Genomic DNA, 18,074 nt, shown 5'->3' on the forward strand with positions numbered 1-18,074 from the left:
GAGGATTCGGGGGATTTCGTATGCGCGGCGCGACGATCAGCCCGCGCTCCGGAGCCAGGCCACCGCGCGGTCGCGGTAGCCGCCGATGCCCTTGTAGTCGGCGATGTCGTCGGGCAGTTCGGCCAGCACCGCCGCGGCGCGCCTGCGCCACGGTTCATGCAGGGCCAGATCGGCCAGCGGCAGCAGATAGGTGCGAATGAGAAAGCAGATCGCGCCCGACTCGGGTAGCCGGATCAGGTGCTGCACCTCGACGCGCAGATGGACCAGGGCCCCGAACTGCTCGTCGGACACGGTCTGGACCATCGTGCGGTCCGGACCCCACTCGGGGTACCGCTCGGTCGAGACGTCGAGGCGCCGGCCGATGGTCAACGTCCAGTTGGTGCGCCGGTAGGTCTCCCCGGGCTGCAACCGCATCAGGAACTCGCGGGCCCGCGTGATCACCCCGGTCTCGCGCAACCGCGGCACCGGTCCGTGGATCTCCAGGAACGTCATCCCCACGTCGAACCCGAACGACCAGTCCGCGGCGAACGTGACCACGCCGGCGTCGCCGAACAGATCGCCCTCGCGCTGGTCGAGCAGCACGATGTCCTCCTGGACCTGCCCCGCGATGTAGGCCAGCGGCTCGGCCGGCAGGGAGGCGTCGTCGCCGAACACGAAGTCCTGCACGACCCCGAGCCGGTCGTTGCGCCAGCGCCATCCGGTGCCGTGCCGCTGCAGCGACATGGTGTCGGGATAGGCGGTCGCCATCTCCCGCATCACGGTCAGCATCGCATCCCAGCAGGCGGGCCGCATGTGCGGCAGCACCGCGTACCGACTCGGATCCGCGGCGAGAATCATTGCCCGCTCGGCGAGTTCACGCTCGTACTCGCTGTCGATGTCGATGACTCGGCCGCCCGCCGGTTCGACGTTGGTGCTGTACCGGTACGCGTCGGCCGCGAACGGGAACGGGAACGTCTCGAACAGATCCGGCGCCGAGATCACAGCCCCACCTCCAGCGTGCCGCCGTCGGTTCTCGAGACACAGGCCATCATCGACTCCCCTGCTTCCTTCTCGGCGTCGCTCAGGTACAGGTCTCGGTGCACCACCGCGCCGCGCGTCACCGGGATCCGGCACTCTCCGCACACACCGCGACGGCACAGGTTCGGCACGTCGACGCCGCGGCTTTCCAGCGCCTCGAGCAGGGACACCCCGGCGTCGACGGTGAACTCCTCACCGTTGGACGACAGGCGCACCGGGAACGGCTCGCCCGGGTCGAGCGCATCGGCGCCGAAATGTTCGACGTGGATGCGACTGGGAGGCCACCCGAGTGCGGTCGCGGCGCCGGTCACGACGTCGATGAACGCGGCGGGTCCGCAGACGTAGAGGTGGGTGCCGAGCGGTTGGTCGGCCAGCGTGGTCGTCACCTCGGCGACGAATGCCGCCCGCTCGGTGTGGATCGACACGTGGTCGGTGAGTTCACGCACGGTGTCGATGTAGGCGCCACGACCGGGCCGGTGCAGGTAGAGCAGCCGGGCGTCCCGCCCCCACAGCCGCGCACTGCGCAGATGCGACACCATCGGCGTGATGCCGATCCCGGCCGCCACCAACAGATGCCGTCGGGCGCGCAGCACCGGGGCGAACGCGCTGCGCGGCGCCCGGGCCAGCACGGTGTCGCCCACGGCGAGTTCGTCGTGGATCCAGCGGGACCCGCTCACCACCCCGTCCGCACCGGCACGCAGCACCGAGATCACGTATGCCGCAGGGTCATTCGCATCGCCGGTCAACGAGTACGCGTTGGCAGGAGCGCCGGCTCCCCCGCACTCGACGACGACGTGGCTACCGGGGGTGAACGACGGTAGCGTCCCGCCGTCGGGGTGGGTCAGCGTCAGTGTCCGTATCCCGTCGACCGAGTCGTCGATCTGCGCGACGGTGAGTTTCAGAGCGGTCACGACGCCAGGTACCCGAGGTGCGTGCCCAGGCGGCGCGAGACGTGGTAGTGCACAACGAGTTCGCGATCGCATCCGGCGCAGACCACGACACCTTCCAACTCCACGTCGGCGACCGTCACCGCGCGGCAGTGCGCGCACTGCACCGCACGCCGCGCGACCTCGGTGGCGGCCACGGTCATCTCGTCGTCCGCGACACCTGCCGCGACGGCCGCGGCGCGCACCGTCAGGCAGGTGTGTGCCGGCCCGGCGATCATCAGCCGCCAACCCACCCGAGCGTCGGCGAGATCCCCGCGCAGCGCCGCACACGCGGCGTCGGCGTCCTCCATCTCGTGCACGCGGACGTCCGGTTCCGTTCGGGCGCAGGCAATGTCGTCGTACCATCGGCGCGCCACCTGCATCCCGGCGTCTCCGATGGCGATGATCGTCCACTGCCTGCCGGTCAGGTCGGCGGGCGGGCTGGTCACCTCGACGGCCCAGTCGGGCACGCTGGTCAGTTCGAGCGCGGGTCGCAACGACACCTCCGGTAAACACCGGTTGACAGTGTTGCCCAACAGGAAACCAGCGTCGCGTTTCGTCGGTGTGACCGCGCGGTCTCGTCCGGTTGACGACGCGGTCACGTTAGGTTCGACCGATGGCGCAGCAGATCGTCGTCGTGGGTGCGGGCATCGCCGGTCTGGCCACCGCGGTGGCACTGCAGCGGGCCGGGGTATCCGTCACGGTCGTCGAGGAGAAGTCCGACACCTCGACCGGAGCGGGCATCAGCATCTGGCCCAACGCGTTGGCCGCGCTCGACGCGATCGGACTCGGCGACGCCGTGCGGGCCTCCGGTGGCCGGGTCACCGCGGGCGCCGTGCGGTGGCGCGACGGCACGTGGTTGCGCAGACCGTCGGCCGACCGGATGGTGCGCGCGCTGGGTGAACCGCTGGTGGTCACCCACCGCGCCGACCTGACCGCGATCCTCGCCGGCGCGCTCGCCCCCGGCACCATGCGCAGCGGGGTGGCCGCCCGAGAGATCGTCACCACCGGCGGTGGCGTGCGCGTCACGATGTCCGACGGGTCGGTGTACGAGGCGGACGCGGTGATCGGCGCCGACGGCGTCGGGTCGACGGTCGCCCGCCACCTCAACGGGCCACTGCGGCACCGCTATGCCGGGTACACCGCGTGGCGCGGTGTCGCGGCGTTGCGGCTCGATCCGGAACTGGCGGGCGAGACGTTCGGCGCGGGCACCGAGGTCGGCCACGTACCGCTGGGGGCCGACCACACCTATTGGTTCGCCACCGAGCGCACCGCGGAGGGCGGCGCGTCACCGGAAGGCGAACTCGCGTACCTGCGGCGCAGGTACCGGGACTGGGCCGAGCCGATCCCCGCCCTGCTGGCGGCCACGGGCGGCGTGCTGCGCAACGACCTCTACGACCGCGATCAGGTGCGGGTGTGGTCGCGTGGGCCGGTGACGCTGGTCGGCGACGCCGCCCACCCCATGCGTCCGCACCTCGGTCAGGGCGGATGTCAGGGCCTCGAGGACGCGGCCGTGCTGGCGTGGTTCGTCGCCGACGCCGACGATCTGCCGTCGGCGTTCGACGGGTTCACCCGATACCGCAGGGCCAGGGTGCGTGCTCTGGTGCGGGAGTCGAGGCTCATCGGACGGGTGGTCAACCTGCGCCCCGCGGTGCTGAGCGGTGTGGCCAGCCGGGCGACGGTGGCGATCCCGGAGGCCGTCGTGCGGCGCCACCTCGCGGGCATCGCGGCCCGCTCGGCGTTCCGGCTGCCCCGATGAGCGCCGTGCTGGGCCCCGCTGGCGGATCCGCAGGACAACGAGTTCAGCGCTGAGCCACGGCGCCCAACGGGCGCAGGACCGTCGAGCACAGCTGCTTGAGGTCGACGAGGCCCAGCACGCTGCCGGGGCGGACGGCCGCGCAGCCGGTGGCCGGCCGCGGCGCGGCGGGGGGGGCCACGGTGCGGGGGGTCTGCGGGTGGTTCCAGATCGCGGCGCTGGCGGCGACGCCGCGCGGTCCGCACTTCGGCCACGCCTTGAGGCCCTGGGTGGCGAGCACCCGCTCGGCGACCTGGATCTGCTCGCCCCGCGAGGCGGCGGCCGGGTTGCCGCGGCCGCCGTTGGCGGCCCAGGTGGCGGGTTTGAACTGCAGCCCGCCGTAGTGCCCGTTACCGGTGTTGGTCGACCAGTTGCCGCCGGACTCGCACTGGGCGATCGCGTCCCAGTTCACCGAGTCCGCGCCGGCGGTGGCCGTCGAGAGGAATGTCGGCACCAGCGCGAACGCCGCACCGATGACGGCGAGCCAGAGTCCTCGGATCAAAGCCTTGTGAATGTTCATCGTGCGGTCCTTCCCCGACCGTTTGACACCAGGACCGCGGTGGAAGGACTGCCCGACTCCCGATGCGGCTATCCGGTGTGTCGAGTGACGGACATCACCTGTTAACAGACTTGCGGAAGTTTTAGTCGTTACTTATCTGACGTAAGGGGCCTCTGAGAGCAAAGGGGCGGCACCAAGGGTGGTGCCGCCCCTTTTATGCGTCTCGACGAGCGTCAGCCACGCCCACCGCAGGTCGGCCATGCGCCGATGCCCTGCGACTGCAGCACGTTCTCGGCCACGCGGATCTGCTCTTCGCGCGAGGCGTTGTGCGGCGAACCCGAGCCACCGTTCGACTGCCAGGTGCCCATCGTGAACTGCAGGCCGCCGTAGTAGCCGTTACCGGTGTTGATCGACCAGTTGCCGCCCGACTCGCACGCGGCCACGGCGTCCCAGTTGACGCCGCTGTCCGCATTCGCGGTACCGGCGCCCAGCGCCATCGGGGCCACAGCGATCGCCCCGGCAAAGGTGGCCAGTCCAAGCGTCTTGCGGATGTTCTTCAAAATCGGTCCTTTCGACACGCGCGCGCCATCGACGCCCGACATGCGGGCGCATCGCCTGTAAAACAGGCCCGAAGGGTTGGGCCGCACCGTCTCGGTCAGGTGCGGCAGGGGGAGCTCGACATGCTCCGCCGGGCTCAGGCCCGACGTCCGCTGGGCGTTACGCCGTCCGCGGCCCCGCTTCACGCGCAGGTTCGTGGTTTGGAATTATTTGCTCCGTTCCAGAAGCTGTTTTGGACCGTACAAAGCCGTCGCCGCGATGTCATATCCACCTGAGGGCGATCCGGCGCAGATAACGACTTGATCACGGTGCGTGATCAACCGGTTTATTCGCAGGTCAGCGCGCAATCCCGGCGACGAATCCACAGGCAGTGGGACGCCGGATTCCGTGAGTCAAATCACGGTCATTTTGTGAGCTGGCCCACGCTGAAGCAGGTTTGAGCTGCGCAAATGTGGTCAGAAGCGGCGCCGCAGGCCCGATTCCCAGGGGGTGGCGCCCTATCGGTTCGCTCGGTGCCACGCCCGGGCGCCGGTCAGCCAAGACTGCCCAAACCTGTTCTCGCGCAGAGCATTTCACCATCTCGGCGGTTGCCCGGCCAACATCCCGGCCCGTCGAGAAGCACTGCGCCACAACGGATCACGGCCTGTAAAACCCGTAGCCGCGGCGCGGATCAGCCGGCCTGACGCCCGCGAAAAGCCTCGCGCCGGCCTATTTCCGCTTTTCGGAGGCCTGACCGGCATGTGCGAAAAGGCACCATCGACAGAAGTTGAACACCGACCTTGGCACCAAATGCCCTGGGCGCGAACGGTTCTCGGCCTTGTGAACGCAATCGGCAGCCCCGGCATCCGGGTAACGCACCAACGGCGTATTCCGTTGATCACGAACCGATAAATGGTGAATTCGTGTCCGGTTTGCGCCGAATTGTTGTCGAGAAATACTAACTAATCTCGAGTTGCAGTTTGCTGTCGGCTCAGCGCACCGCGGGCAGGTCCGCCGGGGTGTTCGCGTTGGTGAGGGCCCGCTGTTCGGGCATGACGATCCGCTGGGTGTCGACGCTGTCGACCAACGCCCGCATGCTGCGCTCCCCCGCGGCCACCAGCGTCGCCACGTGACCCGCCAGCGAGGTCCGGTAGAGGCCGGCCAGATAGTGGTCGCGACCGTCCCACGGCAGCACCACGTCGACGCCCAACCGGGCGGCGGGGAAGGCGAGGTCGTCGAGGAAGTCCATCGTCAGATACGGCATGTCGACGGCGCAGACGAACGCCCATTCATGACCGGCCTCGGCGGCCGCGCGCAGGCCGCGACCGGTGGCCAGCAGCGGGCCCACGCCGCGCGCCTCGTCGCGCAGGACCTGCGCGGACAGTTCGGGCAGCGGTTGACCCGGTGCGGCCATCACGAACACCGGAGAGCAGCGGCCACTCACCGTGGCCACCACATGTTCGACGAGGGTGACAGGACCCGACGGTCCCTCGATCGTCACCGTCGCCTTGTCGCGCCCCATGCGGCGGGACGCCCCGCCCGCCAGGACGACAGCCGCCAACGGTAGGGGTGACGTCGCCGCCGGGATCACCTAGGTGACGTTAGTCGACGGTCCAGGTGTCCTTGCCGCGAAGCAGCGATTGCAGCGCCGCCGTGTCGTGCGCCTTGGCCTCGCGCGCCGACTGCACCTGTTCGCGGGCGGCGTCGTCGTAGGTGGGGCGGTTGACCTGGCGGAAGACGCCCATCACCATGTGGTCGAGGTTCTGCTCGCTCAACCGCGACAGCGCGAACGCGTACGCCGGATCGTCGATCTGGGCGTTGTGCACCACGATCTCCTCGGCGGGCACGTCGGCGGTCTTGGCGATCTCCAGGCCGTACCCCGACTTCACGACGCAGTACTCGCCGTCGGCGCCGAAGGTGATCGGCTCACCGTGCCGGACGTTGATCAACCGCTCCTCGGCGCCTTCCTTGCGCAGGGCGTCGAAGGAGCCGTCGTTGAAGATCGGGCAGTCCTGCAGGATCTCGACCAGCGCCGCACCGCGGTGCTGGGCCGCGGCGCGCAGCACCTCGGACAGCCCCTTGCGGTCGGAGTCCAGGGCGCGGCCCACGAACGTGGCCTCCGAGCCCAGGGCCAGCGAGACGGGGTTGAACGGGTAGTCCAACGAGCCCATGGGCGTCGACTTGGTGACCTTGCCGACCTCGGAGGTCGGCGAGTACTGCCCCTTGGTCAACCCGTAGATCCGGTTGTTGAACAGCAGGATCGTGATGTTGATGTTGCGGCGCAGCGCGTGGATCAGGTGGTTGCCACCGATCGACAGGGAATCGCCGTCACCGGTGACCACCCACACCGACAGGTCCGGGCGCGCGAGCGCCAGGCCGGTCGCGATCGTCGGCGCGCGGCCGTGAATGGAGTGGAACCCGTAGGTCTCCAGGTAGTACGGGAACCGGCTCGAGCAGCCGATGCCGCTGATGAACGCGATGTTCTCCCGACGCAACCCCAGCTCGGGCAGGAAGTTGCGGATGGTGTTGAGGATGACGTAGTCACCGCAACCCGGGCACCAGCGGACCTCCTGGTCGCTGGTGAAGTCCTTGCCCTTCTGGGGCTGGTCGGTGGTGGGCACCCCCGCCGTCTTGGACAGCGGCGTCAAGCTCAGGTCGGTTCCAACCAAGTCGGTCATTCGTCAGCTCCCAAACCAGCTCCCACGGTGGCCGCAGCCAGCCGCGCGAACGTGGCCTTCTCGTTTTCCTTGTCACCCAGTGTGCCGTCGATCGCCGCATCGATGATGCCTTCGACCTCGTCCGCCAGGAATGCCATGCCCTCGACCTTGGTCACCGGTTGCACGTCGACCAGGAACTTCGCGCGCAGCAGCAGTGCCAGCTGCCCCATGTTCATCTCCGGCGCGACGATCTTCGGGTAGCGCGCGAGCACATCCCCGAGGTTGGCCGGGAAGGGGTTGAGGTGCCGCAGATGCGCGTGGGCGACCTTGATGCCCTTGCGACGGGCCCGGCGGCAGGCCTCACCGATCGGGCCGTACGAGCTGCCCCAGCCGATCAGGAGCAGGTCGGCGTCCCCGGTCGGATCGTCGACCTCGACGTCGGGCACGTCGATGCCGTCGATCTTGGCCTGGCGCAGCCGCACCATCAGGTCGTGGTTCTTCGGTTCGTAGCTGATGTTGCCCGAACCGTTCGCCTTCTCCAGACCGCCGATGCGGTGCTCGAGGCCGGCGGTGCCGGGCACGGCGAACTGCCGCGCCAGCGTCTCCGGGTCGCGCGCGTAGGGCGCGAACTCCTCACCGGACTGCGCGAAGGTGTGCTCGATCGCCTCATAGCCGGCGATGTCGGGGATGCGCCACGGCTCCGAACCGTTGGCGATCGCACCGTCGGACAGGATGATCACCGGCGTGCGGTAGGTCAGCGCGATCCGCGCGGCGTCGACGGCAATGTCGAAGCAGTCGGACGGCGACCGCGGTGCGAGCACCGCCACCGGCGACTCGCCGTTGCGGCCGTAGAGCGCCTGCAGCAGGTCGGCCTGTTCGGTCTTGGTGGGCAGACCGGTGGAGGGTCCACCACGCTGCACGTCGACGACCACCAGCGGCAGCTCGGTCATCACGCCGAGGCCGATCGCCTCGGCCTTGAGCGCAACACCCGGGCCGGAGGTGCTGGTGACGCCGAGCGCGCCACCGTAGGACGCCCCGAGGGCCGCACCGATGCCTGCGATCTCGTCCTCGGCCTGGAAGGTCAGCACGTTGAAGTTCTTGTGCTTGGACAGCTCGTGGAGGATGTCGCTGGCCGGGGTGATCGGGTAGGTACCCAGCACCACCTGGGTGTCGGCGAGCACGCCTGCGGCGACGAGGCCGTACGCCAGCGCGGTGTTCCCCGAGATCTGCCGGTACTCACCGGACTTGAGCTTCGCCGGGGAGACCTCGTAGGTGGTGGCGAACGCCTCGGTGGTCTCGCCGAAGTTCCAGCCGGCCTTGAGCGCCAGCACGTTGGCGTCGGCCACATCGGGCTTACGGGAGAACTTCTCGCGGATGAAGGCTTCGCTGTGCTCGAGTTCGCGGCCGTACATCCAGGACAGCAGGCCGAGCGCGAACATGTTCTTCGCGCGCTGGCCGTCCTTCTTCGACGCACCGATCTCCTCGACGGCGCCGAGGGTCAGCGTGGTCATCGGGACGGCTTGCACGACGTAGTCGGACAGTTCGTCGGTCTCCAGCGGATTGGCGTCGTAGCCGACCTTGGCCAGATTGCGCTTGGTGAACTCGTCGGAGTTGGCGATGATCAGACCGCCGCGCGGCAGGTCGGAAACGTTCGCCTTGAGCGCCGCCGGATTCATCGCGACCAGCACGTCGGGCCGGTCGCCCGCGGTGAGGATGTCGTAGTCGGCGATCTGGATCTGGAACGACGAGACGCCGGGCAGCGTGCCCTGAGGGGCGCGGATCTCGGCCGGGTAGTTCGGCTGGGTGGCGAGGTCGTTACCGAACAGCGCCGCCTCGGAGGTGAACCGATCACCGGTGAGCTGCATACCGTCGCCCGAATCACCGGCGAACCGGATGACGACTTTCTCGAGCTTCTGCCGCGGTGCGGCACCGTTGCCGTTCAGGCCCATACCCCTGCCTTTCCCACTGTCAGCAGCGGGTCCACCAGTGCACGGGCGCTACGGCGCGCCGTCGGCGGACGACCCACATACGTACGAATAGAAGTTGATGTCACTCTTAGTACCGATTATTGCACCTCTCTTAGGTAAGCCGATACCACACGCCGGTCCATCGTGTCGGGTGGGGTCGCCCGAACGCGCTGCTCAGAGCCGTGAAGCGGCACTTGACGCCGGTTAAGTGTGGTCTTCGTCACTTTTGGAGAACGGCATTCTCCTAAGAAACGGTTACCCGTCGGTAGCTCTCCGCTAGCACCAAAATCTACGGATTCCTGCCCCCGCGGCCGGAGCCGTTGCGGCGTTCGTACCAGCGGAACCGGAGCATGAGGAACTGGCGGTGGGCGCGCCACCCGGCTGAGAGGGGATCACGCCAGGCCGGGGTGCGCGACCAGTCGGAATCAACGTCCATGGGTCAATTGTGCAGATCTACGGCCATCCGGCACGCCGGCGCGGATGTGACGTCGGCATCGAAACGGTGAACAGTCGGTCACCCCCTACGTCTTGAAGCGACCGGCGAACCCGCGCAACGGCAAATCGGCGCTCGTGAGCAGTCCCGGTGGTGCGGCGACGACGGAGGCGATCGCGTTGAGCGCGGGCAGCCCGGTAACGGTCATCCCGATCGAGGCGAACGAATCCGGGTCCGACAGGTCGACGCCGGGCTTCGGGAAGATCATGTGCTTGTTGTAGATGCACGGGTCGCCCTTGATCTGGGTGATGTAGCAGCCCCTGATGTCCCAGTGCGGGTCGGTGTGGGGTGTCATCTGCCACTCGAGGTGGGTCTCCACCCGCGGCACCCCGTCGATCATGCCCTGGTACTTGATGTAGTTGCCGCCCAGCGAGCCCTTCGGCAGCTGGTACCACCCCAGGTCGACGTCCTTGGTGCAGGCGCCGAGTTCGTAGGAGAACTTCACCTCGTCGAGTTCGAGGCCGAAACAGTCGGCCATCATCAGCACGCTGTCGGCGAACACGCGGGTGTATTTCTCGAGCTTGCCCGGGATCTCGGGGTCGTCGACGGGTTGGCCGTAGCCCACCTCGATCCAGGTGTCTCGGCTGTGGTGGCAGGACACGTCGACCGATTCGATGGTGGTGACGTTCTCGATCTCGGCGACGTCAGCTGAACACACCACCCCGAGGATCTGGTTGACCCCGGGATTCATCCCGGTGCCGTAGAACGTGGCACCACCCTTCGCGCAGGCCTCGGCCAACAGCTGCGACACCGGCTTGCCCGACGGATGCGGGTGGTTGTGGTCGCGGTGCCAGCCGGTGATCCAGTCAGCGGTGGTGACGATGTCGATGCCGGCCTCGAGCACCCGGACGTAGAGGTCCTCGTCGGGGAACACGCCGTGAAAAGTCAGCACATCCGGTTTCGCGGCGATGATTTCTTCGACCGATCCGGTGGCGATCACCCCGATCGGGCCGATGCCGGCGATCTCACCGGCGTCACGGCCGACCTTTTCCGTTGTGTAGCAATGCAATCCGACCAACTCGAGATCGGACCGGTGCTGCAGGCGCTTGATCATCTCGGTGCCGACGTTGCCGGTGGCGACCTGGAAGACCCGGATCGGTGCGCTCATTGGTGAAAGCCCTTCTCGTCGGGATAGAACTGCATGGCCCACTTGCGGATCGCGGTGAAACCCTCGTATTCGGCGGTGGCCAGGGCGGGCGGGTCCGAGTAGCGCTGGTGCGACCAGATGTGGATGTCCTGGGCGAACTGGCGGATGACCTCCTCGCCGAAGCCACGCGCCTTCTCCGCCGCCCGGGCGTCATCGCGACCCGGCGTTCGGCCGATGTAGACCATGAAGCGGACGTCGGAGGTGCGGTCGTCGACCGGCGTGACCGCCGAGATGGTGCGGTTGTCGACCATCCCCCAGCTCTTGGTGACCGCGATGCCGAGCCCGCCGTTGATGGCCTCGACCCCGCTGCGCACATCGTCGATCGACTGCCCCTCGTCGCCTTCGAAGGTGATCGTGAAGTCGACGTAGGAGACCGGGGCGGCGAAGTCGTGACGGGTGAAGACCGGGACGATCGGGGTCTGGTGCACGTACTTGAAATGCGCGAAGTCGACGCCGTTTTCGAGCACATACTGCGGATGCATCTCCAGCGACTGCCGGAACAGCCGCTGCTGCGGGTAGTAGTCCGCGGCGCTGCTGCCGTCGTCGAAGGAAGCGAAGACGTCGGGGGCCTCGAAGAACGGCTCCCGGCCCTCGACGTCGTGCCAGACCCAGATGGCGTCGTTGCGTTCGACGACGGGGTAGGTGCGTATCCGCCTGCCCCGGTTGGGCCGGTCCTGATACGGGATGCAGACGTTGCGGCCGTCGGCGTTCCACTGCCACCCGTGAAACGGGCACTGGATCACCTCGTCGACCACGTGACCGCCGTAGCCGAGGTGCGCGCCGAGGTGCTCGCAGTAGGCGTTCATCACGGTGACCCGACCGGACCGGGCCCGCCAGGCGACCATCTCCTCGCCGAAGTACCGCATGGTGCGGACCTCGCCGACGCCGACCTCGTCGGACCACGCCACGCAGAACCATCCGGTCGGCTTCATCGACAACGGCGGCTTGGCCATTGGACGAGAATCACAGAGGGCTCTACGATTCGTCAAGTGGCGGAGGTGACACGGCGCCCCAATCGGCGCGGACAGGCGACCCGCGACGGGATGCTCGACGCCGCGCTGCGCGCGCTGGCCACCGGTGACACCTCCGCCGCGTCGGCCAACCGCATCGCCAAGGACGCCGGCGCCACCTGGGGTGCGGTGAAGTACCAGTTCGGCGACATCGACGGGCTCTGGGCCGCGGTGCTCAGACGGACCGCGGAACGACGCGGGCAGCTCGCCCCATCCGCGTTCGCGCGATCACTGATCGGCCGGACCACCCCTGAGGCGCCGCTGCGCGACCGGGTCGCCGCGATCATCGACGTCCTGTTCGACGGCCTGTCCGCGCCGGACTCCCGCGCCATCGAGACACTGCGCGCGGCGCTGCCCCGCGACGGCGCGGAACTGGAACGGCTCTACCCGCAGACCGCGGCCGAACTCCAGTCGTGGGGGCGCAGCTGGATCGAGGCGTGCCAGACCGCGTTCGCCGACGTGGACGTCGACGCCGACCGCGTCCGCGAGGTCGCGTCGTTCATCCCCGGCGCCATGCGCGGCCTGGTCTCCGAACGCCAACTCGGCTCGTACTACGACCTCGACCTCGCCCGCACGGGGCTGACCAACGCGATCGTCACCTACCTGCAGCCGACACACTGACTGCAGCCTCTTAGGCTGGAGACATGGGTCGGGTCACTGCGCGGCGACGCGTTCACCATGTCACCGCCGGAGACAGCGTCGCGCGGCCGGACACGCTAGTCGTCGAGGAACCACTGGAGATTCGCGTCGGCGGTAGCCCGCTGACCGTGACCATGCGCACCCCGGGCTCCGATGTCGAACTGGCACAAGGGTTTCTGCTCACCGAAGGCGTCATCGGCCACCGCGACGACGTCCTGACCGTGCGCTACTGCCGCGGCGCCGACGTCGACGGTGTCAACACCTACAACGTGCTCGACGTCGCGCTGGCGCCGCACGTGCCGCCGCCGTCGACCGACATCCGCCGCAACTTCTACACCACCTCGTCGTGCGGGGTCTGCGGGAAGGCCTCGCTCGACGCGGTGCAGACGATCAGCAGGTACGCCCCGGGTGACGATCCGTCACAGGTCAGCGCCGAGGCGCTGTCCGCGCTGCCGGACCGGCTGCGCGCGGCGCAGAAGGTGTTCGCCACCACCGGTGGCCTGCACGGCGCCGCACTGTTCACCGCCGACGGGGAGATGCTGGTCGTCCGCGAGGACGTCGGCAGGCACAACGCCGTCGACAAGGTCATCGGCTGGGCGCTGGAGGCGGACCGGATTCCCCTGACGGGGACGGTGCTACTCGTCAGCGGCCGCGCGTCGTTCGAGCTGACGCAGAAGGCCGTGATGGCGGGCATCCCGGTACTCGCCGCCGTGTCCGCGCCGTCGTCATTGGCCGTCGACCTGGCCGGGCAGTCCGGACTCACGCTGGTCGCGTTCCTGCGCGGCGAGTCGATGAACGTCTACACCCGCCCCGACCGCGTCACCCCCTGACCCGAGAATGCACTGAGGGTCGTGAACCTTCGCGGTTCACGACCCTCAGTGCAATCTCGGTGAGTGCTAGGCGCTCTTGTCGCGGCGCTCACTGCGCGACGGCTTACGCGGCACGATCGTCGGGAGCACGTTGTCGTCGACGGTCTCCTTGGTGACGACCACCTTCGCGACGTCGTCGCGGCTCGGGATGTCGTACATCACCGGCAGCAGCACCTCCTCCATGATGGCGCGCAAACCGCGGGCGCCGGTGCCGCGGTGGATGGCCTGATCGGCTATCGCCTCGAGCGCGTCGTCGGCGAACTCCAGCTCCACCCCGTCCATCTCGAACAGCCGGGTGTACTGCTTGACCAGCGCGTTCTTGGGCTCCGACAGGATCTTGACCAGCGATTCCTTGTCGAGGTTGGTCACCGACGCCACGACGGGCAGGCGGCCGATGAACTCGGGGATCAGACCGAACTTGATCAGATCCTCCGGCATCACCTCGGCGAAGTGGTCCTGGGTGTCGATCTCGGCCTTGCTGCGCACCTCGGCGCCGAAGCCCAGGCCGCGCTTGCCGACGCGGTCGGAGACGATCTTCTCGAGACCGGCGAACGCACCCGCGACGATGAACAACACGTTGGTGGTGTCGATCTGGATGAACTCCTGGTGCGGATGCTTGCGGCCGCCCTGCGGAGGGACCGACGCCTGCGTGCCCTCGAGGATCTTCAGCAGCGCCTGCTGCACACCCTCGCCGGAGACGTCGCGGGTGATCGACGGGTTCTCGCTCTTACGGGCGATCTTGTCGACCTCGTCGATGTAGATGATGCCGGTCTCGGCGCGCTTGACGTCGTAGTCGGCAGCCTGGATCAACTTGAGCAGGATGTTCTCGACGTCCTCGCCGACGTAACCGGCCTCGGTGAGCGCGGTGGCGTCCGCGATCGCGAACGGCACGTTGAGCATCTTGGCCAGCGTCTGCGCCAGGTAGGTCTTACCGCAGCCGGTGGGGCCGAGCATCAGGATGTTCGACTTCGTCAGCTCGACGGGCTCCGAGCGCGAGTCGCGGCTCTTCTCCCCCGCCTGGATGCGCTTGTAGTGGTTGTAGACCGCGACGGCCAGGGTGCGCTTGGCGGTGTCCTGTCCGATGACGTAGCTCTCGAGGAACTCGCGGATCTCCGCGGGCTTGGGGAGCTCGTCGAGTTTCACCTCGTCGGCGTCGGCCAACTCCTCTTCGATGATCTCGTTGCAGAGATCGATGCACTCGTCACAGATGTACACGCCGGGGCCGGCGATGAGCTTCTTGACCTGCTTCTGACTCTTCCCGCAGAACGAGCACTTCAGCAGGTCACCGCCGTCTCCAATGCGCGCCATGGTGGTGAGGTCCTACTTTCCTGTTCGACGTCGGTGGGGTCGGGTTCGTTCCCGACGCTACCCGTTAACTCCCGCGCGGTGCGACCGTTAGAGACGAATCGCGCTGGTGGTATTCAGCTGTCGCGTCAACATAACGCCTTCCGCGTCCGTCTGCCGCGTGCCACGCGCCGCCGGGGTGTTGCGTGTCGCGTCCGTGACCGGCGCTGATGGCTCGCGTATGACTGAGGCCCACAATACCGCGCACGGCGTTGTGGGCCTCTGGCCGAAAACTCAGACGTCAGGACGACTGCGCCGAGAGCTTCCGGTACTCCAGCACGGTATCGATGATCCCGTAATCCTTGGCCTCGTCGGCGGTCAGGATCTTGTCGCGATCGGTGTCCTTGCGGATGGTCTCCGGATCTTTGCCGGTGTGCCGCGCGAGCGTGCTCTCCATCAGCGAACGCATCCGCTCGATCTCCTTGGCCTGGATCTCCAGATCGGAGAACTGACCCTGGATCACGCCGGACAGCGCGGGCTGGTGGATGAGGATGCGGGCGTTGGGCAGCGCGAGGCGCTTACCCGGGGTGCCCGCGGCCAGCAGCACCGCGGCGGCCGAGGCGGCCTGCCCGAGGCACACCGTCTGGATGTCGGCACGCACGTACTGCATGGTGTCGTAGATCGCCATCAGGCTGGTGAACGAGCCGCCCGGCGAGTTGATGTACATGGTGATGTCGCGGTCGGGATCGAGCGACTCGAGCACCAGCAGCTGGGCCATGATGTCGTTCGCCGACGCGTCGTCGACCTGCACGCCGAGGAAGATGATGCGTTCCTCGAAGAGCTTGTTGTACGGGTTGGACTCCTTGACGCCGAAGCTCGAGTGTTCGATGAACGACGGCAGGATGTAGCGCGCCTGCGGCTGGAGGCGGGGATCGGTCGGGTTGTTCATTAGGGGGCCACTCCGTCGTTGATGCTGGCGCTGGTGATGATGTGGTCGACGAATCCGTACTCGAGCGCTTCGGCCGCGGTGAACCAGCGGTCGCGGTCGGAGTCGGCCTCGATGCGCTCGATGGTCTGCCCGGTGAACTCGGCGTTCAGGCGGAACATCTCCTTCTTGATCGAGGCGAACTGCTCGGCCTGGATCGCGATGTCGGCCGCACCGCCGGTGATCCCGCCGAGCGGCTGGTGCATCAGGATGCGTGCGTGGGGCAGGGCGTAGCGCTTGCCCTTGGTGCCCGCGGCGAGCAGGAACTCACCCATGGACGCCGCCATCCCCATCGCGTACGTGGCGACGTCGCAGGGCGCCAGCACCATCGTGTCGTAGATCGCCATGCCGGCGCTGATCGAGCCGCCGGGCGAGTTGATGTAGAGGTGGATGTCCTTGGTGGGGTCCTCGGCCGACAGCAGCAAGATCTGGGCGCACAGGCGGTTGGCGATGTCGTCGTCCACCTGCGAACCGAGGAAGATGATGCGCTCGGCGAGCAAGCGCTCGTAGACCGAGTCCTGGAGCGTGAGGCCCGCCGCCCCGCCACGCATAACAGTCACGACTGGATACCTGCTTTCTTGTACGTCTTGGGTCGCTACCGACACTAACCAACCTGGGTGAGCGTGCACTCCCTAGAAGGCGCGCGTTCGCTCACAGCGTCACTCGTCGGCGGCCTGAGCCTCGCCGTCCTCAGCGGCCTCGTCGGCGCTCTCGGCGTCACCGGCCTCGGCCTCGGCACCGCCCGCGGGTCCGAAGAACTCGGTGGTGTCGATGTCGTTGCCCTCGGTGTCCTTGACGGTGGCCCCGTGCACGACGGCGGCGATGGTCAGGCCGCGGCGCACGTCGGCGAACATGGCGGGCAGCTGGTTCTGCTGCTGCAGGATCTGCAGCAGCTGCTGCGGCTCGAGGCCGTACTGGCGCGACATCAGGACCAGGCGCTCGGTCAGGTCGTTCTGGCCCACCTGGACCTCGAGCTTGTCGGCGAGCGCATCCATCAGCAGCTGGGTCTTGACGGCCTTCTCGGCCTCGCTGCGGGTGGTGGCGTCGAACTCCTCGCGGCTGCTGCCCTGTTCGGCGAGCTGCTCGGCGAAGCGATCCTCGTCGTGGTCGAGGCCGTGGATCGCGTTGTGCACGGTGTCGTCGATCTGCGCCTGCACGATCTTCTCGGGCAGCGGGACCTCGACCTGCTCGAGCAGCAGCTCCAGCGCCTTGTCGCGGATCTGCTCGGCCTGCTGGACGCGCTTCACCCGCCGGACCTGCTCGACGAGGCTCTCCTTGAGCTCGTCGATGGTGTCGAACTCGCTGGCGAGTTGGGCGAACTCGTCGTCGGGCTCGGGCAGTTCCCGTTCCTTGATGGACTTCACCGTGACCGTGACGACGGCTTCCTTACCGGCGTGCTCGCCGGCGGCCAGCGTGGTGGTGAACTCCTTGCTCTCCCCCTCCGACAGGCCGACGATCGCGTCGTCGAGACCCTCGATCAGCTGACCGGAGCCGACCTCGTGGGACAGTCCCTCGGTCTTGGCCTCGGGGACGTCCTGACCGTCGACGGTGGCCGACAGGTCGATGGAGACGAAGTCGCCGTCCTGGGCGGGCCGCTCGACACCGGTCAGCGTGCCGAAGCGGGCGCGCAGGTTCTGCAGTTCGGTGTCGACCTCGTCGTCGGCGACCTCGATCGGGTCGACGGTGATGGTCAGAGCGGACAGGTCGGGCAGCTCGATCTCGGGGCGGACGTCGACCTCGGCGGTGAACACCAGGTCTTCGCCGTACTCCTTCTTGGTGATCTCGATCTCGGGCTGGCCGAGCGGCTGCACGGCCTGCGTCGTGATGGCCTCGGTGTAGCGGCCGGGGACGGCGTCGCCGACGACCTGGTCGAGCATCGCCTCGCGGCCGACGCGCGCCTCGAGCAGCTTGCGTGGAGCCTTACCGGGACGGAAGCCGGGCAGGCGGATCTGCTTGGCGAGCTCCTTGAACGCGCGGTCGAAGTCTGGCTCGAGTTCCGTGAAGGGCACCTCCACGTTGATGCGCACCCGGGTGGGGCTCAACTTCTCGACGGTGCTCTTCACTGCGGTCTCTCCTCATGTCTGGGTACTGCTGTCAACGATGTGGGTTGTCGGGGTGACAGGATTTGAACCTGCGGCCTTCCGCTCCCAAAGCGGATGCGCTACCAAGCTGCGCTACACCCCGCGCCGTCGTGGTCCGCACCACGCGCGGACGCGCGGGCTGACCACGCGAGATACTACGGCGTGCGC

General features: G+C 67.9%; 17 protein-coding genes, 1 tRNA gene and 1 pseudogene. 3 read left to right on the forward strand and 16 right to left on the reverse strand.

All coding sequences use genetic code 11. The features are described 5' to 3' along the window. Positions 1–36: 36 nt before the first annotated feature. From AU194_RS26195 to AU194_RS26205, 3 genes are read right to left on the reverse strand one after another with little or no spacing between them, the layout of a single operon-like run. Positions 37–981, reverse strand: coding sequence for a DUF3445 domain-containing protein (locus AU194_RS26195; protein WP_059092196.1), 945 nt, complete (start codon positions 979–981; stop codon positions 37–39). Then, positions 978–1,928 (reverse strand): PDR/VanB family oxidoreductase, encoded by a 951-nt coding sequence (locus AU194_RS26200; protein WP_059092197.1) that lies wholly within the window; start codon positions 1,926–1,928, stop codon positions 978–980. The genes AU194_RS26195 and AU194_RS26200 overlap by 4 nt, the downstream gene beginning before the upstream one ends. Beyond that, on the reverse strand, positions 1,925–2,446 hold the full coding sequence (locus AU194_RS26205) for a dimethylamine monooxygenase subunit DmmA family protein (protein WP_369804230.1): 522 nt from the start codon (positions 2,444–2,446) through the stop codon (positions 1,925–1,927). The genes AU194_RS26200 and AU194_RS26205 overlap by 4 nt, the downstream gene beginning before the upstream one ends. A 113-nt stretch (positions 2,447–2,559) precedes the next feature. Between AU194_RS26205 and AU194_RS26210 the strand changes: the two genes are divergently transcribed. Further along, the gene (locus tag AU194_RS26210; RefSeq protein ID WP_059092198.1) at positions 2,560–3,702 is read left to right on the forward strand and encodes an FAD-dependent oxidoreductase; all 1,143 of its coding nucleotides are present in this window, start codon (positions 2,560–2,562) and stop codon (positions 3,700–3,702) included. A gap of 43 nt (positions 3,703–3,745) precedes the next feature. Here the strand turns inward: AU194_RS26210 and AU194_RS26215 are convergent, their stop codons facing one another. The 8 genes and pseudogenes from AU194_RS26215 to AU194_RS26245 all read right to left on the reverse strand — a co-directional run bounded on the left by AU194_RS26215 (position 3,746) and on the right by AU194_RS26245 (position 11,991). Next, positions 3,746–4,258 (reverse strand): transglycosylase family protein, encoded by a 513-nt coding sequence (locus AU194_RS26215; protein ID WP_059092199.1) that lies wholly within the window; start codon positions 4,256–4,258, stop codon positions 3,746–3,748. Positions 4,259–4,470: 212 nt separating this feature from the next. Then, positions 4,471–4,698, reverse strand: a pseudogene (locus tag AU194_RS26220) (transglycosylase family protein); the annotation flags it as partial. 1,067 nt (positions 4,699–5,765) lie between these two features. Next, entirely contained in the window at positions 5,766–6,365 is a 600-nt protein-coding gene (mobA, locus tag AU194_RS26225; protein ID WP_082698854.1) for a molybdenum cofactor guanylyltransferase, read from the reverse strand. Between the two features lie 10 nt (positions 6,366–6,375). Beyond that, the gene (locus AU194_RS26230) at positions 6,376–7,452 is read right to left on the reverse strand and encodes a 2-oxoacid:ferredoxin oxidoreductase subunit beta (protein WP_059092202.1); all 1,077 of its coding nucleotides are present in this window, start codon (positions 7,450–7,452) and stop codon (positions 6,376–6,378) included. Continuing rightward, positions 7,449–9,380: a 2-oxoacid:acceptor oxidoreductase subunit alpha gene (locus tag AU194_RS26235; RefSeq protein ID WP_059092203.1), complete on the reverse strand. Its 1,932-nt coding sequence runs from the start codon at positions 9,378–9,380 to the stop codon at positions 7,449–7,451. The genes AU194_RS26230 and AU194_RS26235 overlap by 4 nt, the downstream gene beginning before the upstream one ends. 307 nt (positions 9,381–9,687) lie before the next feature. Further along, positions 9,688–9,834, reverse strand: a complete 147-nt coding sequence (locus AU194_RS32010) for a hypothetical protein (protein ID WP_157576547.1) — start codon at positions 9,832–9,834, stop codon at positions 9,688–9,690. Between the two features lie 85 nt (positions 9,835–9,919). Next, positions 9,920–10,999 (reverse strand): dihydrodipicolinate reductase, encoded by a 1,080-nt coding sequence (locus tag AU194_RS26240; protein WP_059092204.1) that lies wholly within the window; start codon positions 10,997–10,999, stop codon positions 9,920–9,922. Further along, entirely contained in the window at positions 10,996–11,991 is a 996-nt protein-coding gene (locus AU194_RS26245) for a Rieske 2Fe-2S domain-containing protein (protein WP_059092205.1), read from the reverse strand. The genes AU194_RS26240 and AU194_RS26245 overlap by 4 nt, the downstream gene beginning before the upstream one ends. 45 nt (positions 11,992–12,036) lie before the next feature. Between AU194_RS26245 and AU194_RS26250 the strand changes: the two genes are divergently transcribed. Beyond that, positions 12,037–12,669 carry a TetR/AcrR family transcriptional regulator gene (locus AU194_RS26250; protein WP_059092271.1) on the forward strand — a complete coding sequence of 211 codons (633 nt, stop codon included), beginning with the start codon at positions 12,037–12,039 and terminating at the stop codon, positions 12,667–12,669. Between the two features lie 23 nt (positions 12,670–12,692). Further along, entirely contained in the window at positions 12,693–13,517 is an 825-nt protein-coding gene (gene fdhD / locus AU194_RS26255; RefSeq protein ID WP_059092206.1) for a formate dehydrogenase accessory sulfurtransferase FdhD, read from the forward strand. A gap of 66 nt (positions 13,518–13,583) precedes the next feature. On the opposite strand, the gene clpX is transcribed toward fdhD, so the two are convergent. The 5 genes from clpX to AU194_RS26280 all read right to left on the reverse strand — a co-directional run bounded on the left by clpX (position 13,584) and on the right by AU194_RS26280 (position 18,009). Further along, the gene (gene clpX / locus AU194_RS26260) at positions 13,584–14,864 is read right to left on the reverse strand and encodes an ATP-dependent Clp protease ATP-binding subunit ClpX (RefSeq protein WP_059092207.1); all 1,281 of its coding nucleotides are present in this window, start codon (positions 14,862–14,864) and stop codon (positions 13,584–13,586) included. A 277-nt stretch (positions 14,865–15,141) separates the two neighbouring features. Then, entirely contained in the window at positions 15,142–15,789 is a 648-nt protein-coding gene (locus tag AU194_RS26265) for an ATP-dependent Clp protease proteolytic subunit (RefSeq protein ID WP_059092208.1), read from the reverse strand. After that, the gene (locus AU194_RS26270) at positions 15,789–16,430 is read right to left on the reverse strand and encodes an ATP-dependent Clp protease proteolytic subunit (RefSeq protein ID WP_082698855.1); all 642 of its coding nucleotides are present in this window, start codon (positions 16,428–16,430) and stop codon (positions 15,789–15,791) included. Before AU194_RS26270 ends, AU194_RS26265 begins: the two co-directional genes overlap by 1 nt. Before the next feature lie 54 nt (positions 16,431–16,484). Further along, entirely contained in the window at positions 16,485–17,888 is a 1,404-nt protein-coding gene (gene tig / locus AU194_RS26275; RefSeq protein ID WP_059092210.1) for a trigger factor, read from the reverse strand. Positions 17,889–17,935: 47 nt separating this feature from the next. Next, positions 17,936–18,009, reverse strand: a tRNA-Pro gene (locus AU194_RS26280). Positions 18,010–18,074: the final 65 nt, after the last annotated feature.

This window comes from Mycobacterium sp. GA-2829, assembly GCF_001499965.1.
Classification (GTDB): domain Bacteria; phylum Actinomycetota; class Actinomycetes; order Mycobacteriales; family Mycobacteriaceae; genus Mycobacterium.

What these genes read in the sequence shown, in the direction of transcription:
- AU194_RS26210 (WP_059092198.1), top strand. Translation starts at nt 2,560, where the DNA reads ATGGCGCAGCAGATCGTCGTCGTGGGTGCGGGCATCGCCGGTCTGGCC.
- AU194_RS26215 (WP_059092199.1), bottom strand. Translation starts at nt 4,258, where the DNA reads ATGAACATTCACAAGGCTTTGATCCGAGGACTCTGGCTCGCCGTCATC.
- AU194_RS26230 (WP_059092202.1), bottom strand. Translation starts at nt 7,452, where the DNA reads ATGACCGACTTGGTTGGAACCGACCTGAGCTTGACGCCGCTGTCCAAG.
- AU194_RS26235 (WP_059092203.1), bottom strand. Translation starts at nt 9,380, where the DNA reads ATGGGCCTGAACGGCAACGGTGCCGCACCGCGGCAGAAGCTCGAGAAA.
- AU194_RS32010 (WP_157576547.1), bottom strand. Translation starts at nt 9,834, where the DNA reads ATGGACGTTGATTCCGACTGGTCGCGCACCCCGGCCTGGCGTGATCCC.
- AU194_RS26240 (WP_059092204.1), bottom strand. Translation starts at nt 10,999, where the DNA reads ATGAGCGCACCGATCCGGGTCTTCCAGGTCGCCACCGGCAACGTCGGC.
- AU194_RS26245 (WP_059092205.1), bottom strand. Translation starts at nt 11,991, where the DNA reads ATGGCCAAGCCGCCGTTGTCGATGAAGCCGACCGGATGGTTCTGCGTG.
- fdhD (WP_059092206.1), top strand. Translation starts at nt 12,693, where the DNA reads ATGGGTCGGGTCACTGCGCGGCGACGCGTTCACCATGTCACCGCCGGA.
- clpX (WP_059092207.1), bottom strand. Translation starts at nt 14,864, where the DNA reads ATGGCGCGCATTGGAGACGGCGGTGACCTGCTGAAGTGCTCGTTCTGC.
- AU194_RS26265 (WP_059092208.1), bottom strand. Translation starts at nt 15,789, where the DNA reads ATGAACAACCCGACCGATCCCCGCCTCCAGCCGCAGGCGCGCTACATC.